This window comes from Microbacterium sp. (assembly GCF_049661145.1).
Classification (GTDB): Bacteria; Actinomycetota; Actinomycetes; order Actinomycetales; family Microbacteriaceae; genus Microbacterium.
Genome location: NZ_JBASZT010000447.1, coordinates 1 through 9,194 on the forward strand (window position 1 = coordinate 1; position 9,194 = coordinate 9,194).

Consider the following 9,194-nt stretch of genomic DNA (forward strand, 5'->3'; position numbering starts at 1 on the left):
CTCCAGGCGCGCGCGGACCGCGGCGACCTGGGGTTCTTGCTCCTCGAGTGCGCTCAGGCGCACTCGAGCCGCGGCGCGGTCGCGGCTCTGCTGTGCGCGCTGCACCAGGTCGGTGTGGGCGGCCACAGCGGCCTGATACGCGGCATCCGTCTGCCCCTGCGCGATGCTCGCCTGCTCGATGCGGTACTCCGCGCGCTGCAGCGCCCGGTCGGCGGCCTCACGGCGTCCGGCCAGGTCGAGTGCCGACCGGTCCGCGGCCACGTCCATCGACCCACCGGCGTCCGCGACCTCGTCGGCTCCGTGCACCTCGCTCGCGAGTCCGTTCTCGCCGATGACCCGCTCGGCCTGGTCGAGCAGGGTCCGCGCCCGGGTATCCACGGCCGCAAGCTCGCGCTGTGCGTCCCGGCGCCGCCGGTCGAGGTCGTCGCGATACTGCTCGAAACGCCGCGTGCCGAACAGAGTCCGCAGCAGGGTCTGCCGCTCGTCGCCGGCAGCCAGCAGGAACCGCGAGAACTTGTTCTGCGCGAGCAGGATGACCTGCTGGAACTGCTGCGCGTTCAGACCGAGCACCTCGCCGAGAGCCTCCCCCACCGTGCGCGGCTTCGCGGCACGGCCCACCCAGACGCCGTCGACGAGCTCCTCGAGCACCGCACGCGCGGTCTCGGTCGTGAGTCCGCCGCCGCGCTTCGCGGGGCGCTCGTAGTCCGGCGCGCGCGTCACACGCCAACGGCTCGCACCGGCCGTGAACTCCAGCCGCACCTCGGTCGGATCGGTGAGTGAGCTGTGGTCGCTGCGCAACCGCTTCTCGACGCCGTCGTACCGCGGCACGGTGCCGTAGAGGGCGAAGCTCACGCCGTCGAGGATGCTGGACTTGCCCGCGCCGGTCCGTCCCGAGATGAGGAACAGCCCGTCGCCGTCGAACGCGTCGAAATCCACGACCTGCGTGTCGCGGAACGGTCCGAACCCCGTCAACTCCAGCCGATGCAGCTTCACGTCAGCACCTCCACCCGCACGCGCTCGTCGAGCACGTCGCACAGCAGTTCCCGCTCGCGGCCGGTCGCGCCCTGCCCGTCGCGCACGTGCGTGAGGAACGCGTCGACCAGCTCGGTGTCGCTACGGGCGGCGCGCACGCGCTGACTGTAGCTGCGCTCGTCGGATGCCGCGGCCAGCGCAGGGGCGTGCACGACCTTCGCGCAGTGCGGGAACCGCGCCTGCATGCGCCGCAACGGATCACGCGCGGGCAGCGCGTCGGTGTACTCGACGCAGACCCAGGCGTCCTCGGCATCCGTGTGGGCGGCGTCCGTGAGCAACTCCTCGAACGCACCGCGCAGCGTCACGAGGCGACGCGGAACCGGCAGGGTGAGCCACTGCGCACCGGCGAACCCGTCGGCATCCAGCTCGACGAGCCACGACCCGCGCGGCTTGTCGCCCTCGCCGAAGCTGTAGTGCAGGGGCGCGCCCGCGTAGCGGATATGGGGAGCGAGCTGCTGCCGGCCGTGGATGTGACCGAGCGCCAGGTAGTCGACACCCGCGAACGTCCGAAGCGGCACGACGTCGAGCCCACCCTGCTGGATATCGCGCTCGAGGTGCGGCGTGGGCTCCACGCCCGCCGCGAAACAGTGCGCGATCGCGACCGACCGCCCGCCGCGAACGGCGAGATCGGCGCGGACGATGTCCATCGCGCGCGCCAGCACCGCCGCCTGCGACCGCGCGTCGGGCCACGTCGCACGCAGCAGCGCGGGCTCCAGGAACGGGATGCCGTAGAAGTGGACCGGCCCGTCGGCATCCGCCACCGTGATCGGATCTCCGATGCGAGCCGGATCCGTCAGCACGTGGATGCCGTCGCGCAGCAGCCCCGACTGAAACCCCAGTCGGGCCGCGGAGTCGTGGTTGCCGCTCGTGACGATCACCTGTGCGCCGGTGTCGGCGAGGGCGCGGAGGGTGTCGGTGAGCAGGGTGTAGCAGGTCGCCGCGGGCGTCGCGGAGTCGAAGACGTCGCCCGCGACGACGACGACGTCCACGTCGTGCTCGCGCACCTGCGAGGTCAGCGTCTCGAGCACGCCGCGCAGCGCATCGAGCGTGGCGTGACCGTGGAAGGTCCGCCCGATGTGCCAGTCAGAGGTATGCAAGATGCGCATGCTCACACGCTATGCCGGGTCTCCGACATCGCCCCGCAGGCCCGCCGCAGGCGGCTCTCCCGACCCCATCCGGGCCGGCCGACGACCGCCATCCGCGGCGTGTGGACTCGGCACATCACTACTCCTGTGGCCTATCTGGCGCATGGCAGATATACTCTGTGTATCACATCGCCGCGGTTGGACTGGAGGACGCATGGGGACCACAACACTCAACATCCGCATGGACGCGGAGTTGAAGCGTGATGTCGACGAGGTCGCTAGAAGCCTGGGGCTGACCTCGGCGGCCGCATTCAACGTCTTCGCGCGCCAGTTCGTCGCGCGTCGCGGCTTTCCGTTCGCCGTGGTCGCCGCTACCCCGACCGAGCGCCAATTCGGCGAAGAGATGGATGCCCGCTTTGCCGCGATGCGGGCCGGCGCCGCCACCGAGCACGAGCTCGTGGATGACGAGTGAAGAAGCTCTGGAGCGACCAGGCCTGGGATGACTACCTGGCCTGGCAGGCCCAGGACCGAAAGACGCTCAAGCGCATCAACCTACTGATCAAGGAGATCGAGCGAGCGGGAAAAGACCGCCCCTCGATCGGCAAGGCCGAGCGACTGAAGCACAGCGATCACGGCCTGCTGAGCGTTCGCATCGACGCCAGGAATCGACTCGTCTATGCCTTCATGGACGGAGAGCTGTATATCGTCTCGCGCGCCGGCCACTACGAGTAGGGCGCCACCGCTCACGCCCGCTCGGCGCGCCGACGCGCGCCGAGATCCACGACCCCGACCAGCAGCGCGAGCGCCACGAAGACACCCACGGCGACCATGCCGTAGGCGTAGGCGTCGTGGTAGACCTCGAGGCCGTGGTGGTCCGCATCGGATTCGCGGTACACCGTGGAGTAGAACAGCGACAGGCCGACCGCCGTCCCCACCGCCGTCCCGATGCGCTGCCCCAGCTGGCCCACCGATCCCGCGAGCCCGCCCTCGCGGGGCGGGATGTCAGCGAGAGTCAGGGTCTGGTTCGGCGAAATCACCAGGCCCGCACCGGCACCCGTCACGAGCATCGCTCCGGCCATGACGTATGCCACGGCATCCGCCGGAACCGTGTAGGCGACGATCGCGAGACTGACGACGCCGATGAGCACGACGACGAGTCCGCCCACGACGAGCGGACGCCCGAGGCGCCCGACGAGATTGCCGCCGATCCAGGAGGTGATCGCGCTCGCGACCGCGAACCCGATCGAGACCATGCCCGCGAAGACCGGTTCGAGCCCGACCCCGGCCTGCAGGAAGAGCGTCGTCAGCAGGAACGTCGCCGGCGCCGCCGTGAAGTACGCCGTCACGAGCAGCGTCCCGTTGCGGAACGACGAGATCGAGAACAGCGAGAAGGGCACGAGCGGAGCGCGACCGGATGCCGAGTACCGCCGTTCCCACCAGGTGAACCCCGCCGCGAACACGACGAACACGACGAGAGTCCACCAGCGCCGCGGGTCATCGTCGGGAGAACCGGTCGTGAACAGGAACGGCCACATCAGTGTCACGATCGTGAAAGCGAACAGCACGAGCCCGACCGGGTCGAGGTGCAGATGCCCGGCGCTGGGTCGCCGCGTCTGCGGCAGCAACCAGATGACACCGGCGATCACGAGGATGCACAGCGGCACGTTGAGCCAGAAGATCCAGCGCCAGCCGTCGTGCGCGCCGCCGACGGCGATCATGAGGCCGCCGAGGGTGGGACCGAAGGCGGTCGCGATGCCGACCGTCGCTCCGAACAGCCCGAACGCGCGGCCGCGCTCGCTGCCGACGAAGATCTGCTGGATCGTGCCCAACACTTGCGGCATCTGGATGCCGGCGGCCAACCCCTGCACGAGGCGTCCGGCGATGAGGATCTCGATCGTCGGGGCGAGTGCGCAGACGACGCTCGTCACGAGAAAGAGGGTGAGCCCGACGAGGAACAACGCCCGGCGCGAGCGCTGGTCGCCCAGCCGCCCGAACGGCACAAGCGCGAGCCCGAACATGAGGACGTAGCCCGACACGACGATCTGCAGTTGCGTCGACCCGGCCCCGAACGCGCTCTCGATCGACGGCAGCGCGACGTTGACCTTGCTGAGGTCGAGGATCGTGAGGGCGGCGACCGACACGCACACCCAGAAGGCCCGCCACCGCTGGCCATGATCGAGGGGGATGCCGGCGGTAGCGGGTGGAGTCACCCGTTCACGCTAGCGGCGTCGAGGGGTCGCGGGGGTCACTGCACGTCCACCGATCCTCTTCGGCTGCCCGTACCGCGAGTATCCGAACGTTCGAGTTCGTGCGGTTCAGAGCCGCCAGCTGTGGCGGGAGTTCGCCCTGGCTTCGATGCACCAGAGTGGACGATCGTATGACGTAGGCCGATGGACGGAGCGTCACACGACGTCGCGCAGGAGCGGGAGATCGAGGTCGAAGGCAAGGACGATGGCGTGCGCCAGTAAGGTCTCCTGGCCCTCCGTGAGGAACCCGATGGTCTCTCCCAGCAGTCCGACCGGAATCGTCACCACGTTGTCAAGCGAGACGACGCTGCCGTGATCGAGCCCGTTCTCAGGCCCGACCGGTACTTCGCTGCTGAGCCCCTTCACCGTCGAGGTGATCGGAGCGACGGTGACTTTCGTCATCGCACCTCGCGCTGCACCGCGCGTGAGGACGAGCACAGGTCGGGTCTTGTCGAGTCGAGCCAGGCAGATCTCTCGCATCGGCTTCTCAGTGGCGCTGCCGCGCCGTGGGTAAGGAAATCTGGGTCATGTCACGAGACTTTCGCATTTGCTTTTCAGGGGCGCTGCCGCGCCGTGCGGCGAGAAAGTCTGCCTCGTGGACCTTCGAGTTAGTCATCGAGTTCGAGGCCGGCACTCCATTCGACGAGATCGTCGAGGTCGTCGGCCGCACCTCGGCTACGGAGAATCTCCGCATCCTTCTCGGCGGCGATCCGCCGCATCTCGCGCTCCAGCGCAGAGCTCACCAGCGCCGCACGGCTAGATGCTCGTCGCTGTGATACCGCATCGTCGAGGAACGCGACAACTCGGTCGGGCAGGCGCACGGCGATCTGAATGCTCACAATCCGACGCTAGCACAGATGCATCCCGCATTGGGATGCGCGTCGCATTGTCAGAGATGCGTTCACGACGCGATGCGCGGCGCGTACCGGCCGGACTTCTCGACCCGCGCCCGGGCCTTGGCCGCCTCCTCCTCGCGGTTCTTCGGCGGAGCGACGGCGACGAGGTCGTGGAGCAGATGCTCCGTCGCGTGCGCGATGTCTGCGACCGCCCGGTCGAACGCCGCCTGATTCGCTTTCGAGGGCTTCGTCGTCCCGGCGATCTTGCGCACGTACTGCAGCGCGGCGGCGTGCACCTCGTCGCTCGTCGCGGCGGGCTCGAAGTTGTGGAGCGTGTGGATGTTCCGGCACATGCCCTCACGGTACGCGCGGTGCGATGTCGGAACCAGGCCCTACCCTCGTTTCATGGCCACGGACGGGACCCCCCTGCAGGCGGCGGCGGATGCGGCATCCGACGTCGTCGAGAAGGCGACGGATGCCGTGGACAGCGCGATCGACGAACTCGCGGGGCTCCCCAAAGACGACGGCGAGATCGAGGAGTTCACGCATGACGGGTCGACGCTGATCGCGGAACGGCGCGGCGACCCGTCCGCCGCGCGGACGTTCGTCCTGGTGCACGGGATCGGGATGGGGCGCAAGGTGTTCGCCGACCTCGTGCAGCGGCTCGACGACCACGCCGTCGCCGTCGCGGTCGACCTGCCTGGCTACGGCGACGCACCGGAGCCGGAGCGCACGCCGACGATGGAGCGCCTCGCCGACCTCGTCGCGGCGTACCTGCGTCACCTCGACCGCGGGCCGGTGATCCTGCTCGGCCACTCGATGGGAACCCAGGTCGTCACGGAAGTCGCGGTGCGCCACCCTGCGACGGTCGAGCGGCTCGTGCTCGTCGCCCCCACCGTCGATCGACATCGCCGCCGTGCGCTGACACAACTCTGGCGCCTCGGCCGCGACCTCTTCGGCGAGAGCCCGAAGGTGCTGCTGCTCGGCGGCCGCGAATACCTGCGCGCGGGACCGCACCTGCGGCGCAAGCTGCACGCGATGCTCGTCCACCGCCCCGAACGCGTCTACCCGCGCATCGCGGTGCCCGCGCTCGTGGTGCGAGGCGAGCTCGACGCCGTCGTGCCGCAGGGCTGGTTCGACGAGGTCGTCGCGGCGATCCCGGAGGCGACGCCGTTCGTCGTCGCAGGTCACCACCACGAGACGCTCATCCGCACCGCCGGTCCCGCGGCCGCGGAACTGCGGCGCTGGCTGGCGGACTGACCCCGCGCGTCCCCGGCCCCGGGCTACTCCGCGTCCGCCTCGACATCATCGGACGGCTCGTTCGCGGATGCCGCCTCACGCTCGGTGGCCTCGGCGGTCTCTTCGTCGGCGATCTCGCCGCTCTCCCAGCCGCCGGCGGGTTCGGCGTTGATGACGCCCTCGGGAAGATCGTTGCTCATGGGTCTCCTCACTCGTGCATCCCACTCTTGCGCAGCCCACTGCTCTGCTCAATCGCGGGGACCGACCGTCAGCCGACGCGGCGCTGGGCCAGCAGGTCGGCGTGCTCGGGATGCGCGTCGAACCAGTCGGCGACGTACCAGCAGACCGGGCTGACGACCCGGTTGCCGCGCGCCGCGACCTCCGCCACCGCGCGCGCCACGATCTCGCCCGCGTAGCCGTGACCCCGGAAAGCCGGGATCGTGTAGGCGCGGGTCATCGCGAGCGTGCGGCCGTCGTCACGGTAATCCAGCACGCTCACGAGGTCATCGCCATCGTGGAGTGTGTACCGCGACTCGTCCTTCTCGTCCGTGAACGTGAGCGTGCTCATGACTCCACGCTACGCCCACCCGAAGGCAGCGAGGCGACCCACGCGTCGACCTCGCGCTGCCCGCGCAGCCGGACCACCGGGATGCCGTCCGCGATGGCCTGCAGCATCCGCTCCCGCTTCCGCGGGTAGTCGGTCCACGCCCAGCGAACGATGTTCTCCTCCGGAGCCCACCGCAGCCAGCTCGCCAGCCGCTCGCGGTTGCCGTGCCACAGTTCCTCCCGCGTGACGGCGCGGCGGAACGTCCGTGCGACGACCCGGCGCATGACGACGGGTCGGGGCTGGTCGACCCACACGAGCGCGTCGGCACCTCCCGGCGTACCGGGATCGAGGAGTCCGCCGAGGCGGTTCGTCCAGTTGCCGTCGGCGACCCAGCCGTCCGGATGCCGATCGAGGAACGCGCGAATGATCGCGTGTGCCTCGTCCAGATCGCGATAGGTCCAGTTCGCGTCCCAGAACACGGCGTCGAGATCCAGCCGCGGCAGCCCGGTACGCGCCGCGACCTGCTGCGCGAGGTGACTCTTCCCCGAGCCCGAGGTGCCGACGATGTGGAAACGTCGCGGGGCGGATACCGGCTCGGGCATCCGTCGATTCTCGCGTGCGGCGGAGCGCTCGACAACTCGTCACATTCCGTCATGCGGTGGCCGCAGCATCCGCGCGGTTTGACACGGCGGGACGCCGTTCGTCATAATCGGGCACATGACTGACAACGCACGCACTCTGTCCGCCCGGGAGGCGAACGGACCCGTCGGCACGATGATGCCGCGCGTTGCCATGTGTTGCCGAATGTGTCACTGACACGGTAAGCCCTGCCGGGTGCGCCAGCCGCTTCTGACCTGAGTCTTCAGGGCAAGGCCGTCGCTCCCCCGAGCATCGCGGATCGCCCGCCACGCGCGTCCCTGCTGCTCGCACCTCGACCCCGAGTACCTCCCGGGTCGGCCATCGCAACACACCCTGAACCCGTCGAAGCGCCCGCTCCGGGTTCCTCCCGAAGGACACCACTCATGTCGAACGCCGCTCTTCTCGCCCGTCCCACCACCGTCCGCCATCTGCACGCCGTCACGGATGCCGAGTCCACCACGCCCGCGCCGGTTGCGCTCGCTGCCCGCGCGACCGCTCCGGCTCCCGCCGCTCCGGCGACGGGCAGCATCCCCGTCGGCACCGCGCCGCGCGGTTTCGCCCTCTACGTCGGCATCGACGAGGGCAAGGCCGTCGCCGACGGCGTGTCACTGTCGACCCTCGTCGAAGCGTTGCGTCGCACGCTCGGCGAGCTCGCGCCGCACGCCGAGACCTACGCAACCGTCGCTCTCGCCCCGACGGGAGCCGGCGGTCGCGACGTCGACGTCGTGCGCCTGGCTCTTCACGAGCCGAGCGCCGTCGCCCGCACCAAGACCGAGGAGCCCGAGGAGGACCACGTCCCCGGCGGCGTCACAATCGACATCTCGCGCCGCCGCGTGCACATCGACGGCGAGTCGGCAGCGCTCACCTTCAAGGAGTTCGAGTTGCTCCAGTACCTCGTGCTGCGCGAGGGTCGCACGATCGAGCGCACCGAACTGGTCTCATCGCTGTGGAACCACGCCGACGCCGAGGAGGCCCCCGGCGAGCGCACGATCGACGTCCACGTGCGGCGCTTGCGCGCCAAGCTCGGCCGCTACGAGGACATCGTGCGCACCGTTCGTGGGATCGGCTACCGCTTCGACCGGCACGCCGACGTCGTCATCCGCTACGGCCACGGCGCCCCCTCACCCGACCGCTTCTGAGCGCTGGGCGGGGGCGCTGCCGCCGCGTATCGCGTTCAGCAGTCGCTCCGGCACAATTCCGGGCTCGTGCACCCACCACAAACGACTGCCGAGTCCAGGCGAGGTGCGTTCAGCAGTCGCTTCGGCACAGTTGTCGCGCCACACACCCATCACAAGCGACTGCTGGATGGGGGCGCAGCGGGGTCACGCGGCGCTTGTCGGTGGGGGTCGCGTAGGGTGACGGCATGAAGGCAGAGCCGCGGATGCCGACGCACCCGCGCGACCCGCGCTCTGCGCTCGACCCGCGCCACACGCCCCAAACATCCGACCCGCGACCGGCGCTCTACCCGCGCACCGCACGTGACCCGCGGCCATCGGCCGGCCGGCCGGTCGAGACCGAGTTCCGGCCGCGGATCCCGATCGACGCGCGCCGCGCGATCACGTACCAGCAG

The 9,194-nt window shown here is 69.9% G+C and carries 13 protein-coding genes and 1 pseudogene; 5 read left to right on the plus strand and 9 right to left on the minus strand.

Going from position 1 to position 9,194, the window contains the following annotated elements; translation table 11 throughout:
• Nucleotides 1-993, minus strand: a 993-nt coding sequence (locus tag WBP48_RS18340; protein ID WP_424442216.1) for an AAA family ATPase, incomplete at its 3' end; no start/stop codon positions are given.
• Complete coding sequence (locus tag WBP48_RS18345; protein WP_424442217.1) at nucleotides 990-2,138, minus strand: exonuclease SbcCD subunit D; 1,149 nt, start codon at nucleotides 2,136-2,138, stop codon at nucleotides 990-992. The genes WBP48_RS18340 and WBP48_RS18345, both read right to left, overlap by 4 nt.
• A gap of 193 nt (nucleotides 2,139-2,331) precedes the next feature.
• Here WBP48_RS18345 and WBP48_RS18350 point away from each other — a divergent pair, with 193 nt between their 5' ends.
• A complete protein-coding gene (locus tag WBP48_RS18350; protein ID WP_424442219.1) occupies nucleotides 2,332-2,589 on the plus strand; it encodes a type II toxin-antitoxin system RelB/DinJ family antitoxin in 258 nt (85 codons plus the stop codon).
• On the plus strand, nucleotides 2,586-2,849 hold the full coding sequence (locus WBP48_RS18355) for a Txe/YoeB family addiction module toxin (protein ID WP_424442220.1): 264 nt from the start codon (nucleotides 2,586-2,588) through the stop codon (nucleotides 2,847-2,849). Before WBP48_RS18350 ends, WBP48_RS18355 begins: the two co-directional genes overlap by 4 nt.
• An 11-nt stretch (nucleotides 2,850-2,860) precedes the next feature.
• Here the strand turns inward: WBP48_RS18355 and WBP48_RS18360 are convergent, their stop codons facing one another.
• The 4 genes from WBP48_RS18360 to WBP48_RS18375 all read right to left on the minus strand — a co-directional run bounded on the left by WBP48_RS18360 (nucleotide 2,861) and on the right by WBP48_RS18375 (nucleotide 5,552).
• A complete protein-coding gene (locus WBP48_RS18360; RefSeq protein WP_424442222.1) occupies nucleotides 2,861-4,327 on the minus strand; it encodes an MFS transporter in 1,467 nt (488 codons plus the stop codon).
• A gap of 192 nt (nucleotides 4,328-4,519) precedes the next feature.
• Complete coding sequence (locus WBP48_RS18365) at nucleotides 4,520-4,843, minus strand: type II toxin-antitoxin system PemK/MazF family toxin (protein WP_424442223.1); 324 nt, start codon at nucleotides 4,841-4,843, stop codon at nucleotides 4,520-4,522.
• Between the two features lie 128 nt (nucleotides 4,844-4,971).
• Entirely contained in the window at nucleotides 4,972-5,202 is a 231-nt protein-coding gene (locus WBP48_RS18370; RefSeq protein WP_424442224.1) for a hypothetical protein, read from the minus strand.
• A 62-nt stretch (nucleotides 5,203-5,264) separates the two neighbouring features.
• Complete coding sequence (locus WBP48_RS18375; protein WP_424442226.1) at nucleotides 5,265-5,552, minus strand: DUF2277 domain-containing protein; 288 nt, start codon at nucleotides 5,550-5,552, stop codon at nucleotides 5,265-5,267.
• A gap of 52 nt (nucleotides 5,553-5,604) precedes the next feature.
• Between WBP48_RS18375 and WBP48_RS18380 the strand changes: the two genes are divergently transcribed.
• On the plus strand, nucleotides 5,605-6,459 hold the full coding sequence (locus WBP48_RS18380) for an alpha/beta fold hydrolase (protein WP_424442228.1): 855 nt from the start codon (nucleotides 5,605-5,607) through the stop codon (nucleotides 6,457-6,459).
• A gap of 23 nt (nucleotides 6,460-6,482) precedes the next feature.
• Here WBP48_RS18380 and WBP48_RS18385 read toward each other — a convergent pair whose 3' ends face one another.
• From WBP48_RS18385 to WBP48_RS18395, 3 genes are all read right to left on the minus strand, one after another.
• On the minus strand, nucleotides 6,483-6,638 hold the full coding sequence (locus WBP48_RS18385; protein WP_424442230.1) for a hypothetical protein: 156 nt from the start codon (nucleotides 6,636-6,638) through the stop codon (nucleotides 6,483-6,485).
• A 68-nt stretch (nucleotides 6,639-6,706) separates the two neighbouring features.
• Nucleotides 6,707-7,006 carry a GNAT family N-acetyltransferase gene (locus WBP48_RS18390; RefSeq protein ID WP_424442231.1) on the minus strand — a complete coding sequence of 100 codons (300 nt, stop codon included), beginning with the start codon at nucleotides 7,004-7,006 and terminating at the stop codon, nucleotides 6,707-6,709.
• Nucleotides 7,003-7,587 (minus strand): toxin, encoded by a 585-nt coding sequence (locus WBP48_RS18395; protein ID WP_424442233.1) that lies wholly within the window; start codon nucleotides 7,585-7,587, stop codon nucleotides 7,003-7,005. The genes WBP48_RS18390 and WBP48_RS18395 overlap by 4 nt, the downstream gene beginning before the upstream one ends.
• Before the next feature lie 420 nt (nucleotides 7,588-8,007).
• Between WBP48_RS18395 and WBP48_RS18400 the strand changes: the two genes are divergently transcribed.
• Nucleotides 8,008-8,763, plus strand: coding sequence for a winged helix-turn-helix domain-containing protein (locus WBP48_RS18400; protein ID WP_424442234.1), 756 nt, complete (start codon nucleotides 8,008-8,010; stop codon nucleotides 8,761-8,763).
• Between the two features lie 224 nt (nucleotides 8,764-8,987).
• Nucleotides 8,988-9,194: pseudogene (locus WBP48_RS18405) on the plus strand (hypothetical protein); the annotation flags it as partial.

Bases quoted from the DNA above. Each gene is read 5' to 3' on its own strand.
- WBP48_RS18345 (WP_424442217.1), bottom strand. From the start codon at position 2,138: ATGCGCATCTTGCATACCTCTGACTGGCACATCGGGCGGACCTTCCAC.
- WBP48_RS18350 (WP_424442219.1), top strand. From the start codon at position 2,332: ATGGGGACCACAACACTCAACATCCGCATGGACGCGGAGTTGAAGCGT.
- WBP48_RS18365 (WP_424442223.1), bottom strand. From the start codon at position 4,843: ATGCGAGAGATCTGCCTGGCTCGACTCGACAAGACCCGACCTGTGCTC.
- WBP48_RS18375 (WP_424442226.1), bottom strand. From the start codon at position 5,552: ATGTGCCGGAACATCCACACGCTCCACAACTTCGAGCCCGCCGCGACG.
- WBP48_RS18380 (WP_424442228.1), top strand. From the start codon at position 5,605: ATGGCCACGGACGGGACCCCCCTGCAGGCGGCGGCGGATGCGGCATCC.
- WBP48_RS18385 (WP_424442230.1), bottom strand. From the start codon at position 6,638: ATGAGCAACGATCTTCCCGAGGGCGTCATCAACGCCGAACCCGCCGGC.
- WBP48_RS18390 (WP_424442231.1), bottom strand. From the start codon at position 7,006: ATGAGCACGCTCACGTTCACGGACGAGAAGGACGAGTCGCGGTACACA.
- WBP48_RS18395 (WP_424442233.1), bottom strand. From the start codon at position 7,587: ATGCCCGAGCCGGTATCCGCCCCGCGACGTTTCCACATCGTCGGCACC.
- WBP48_RS18400 (WP_424442234.1), top strand. From the start codon at position 8,008: ATGTCGAACGCCGCTCTTCTCGCCCGTCCCACCACCGTCCGCCATCTG.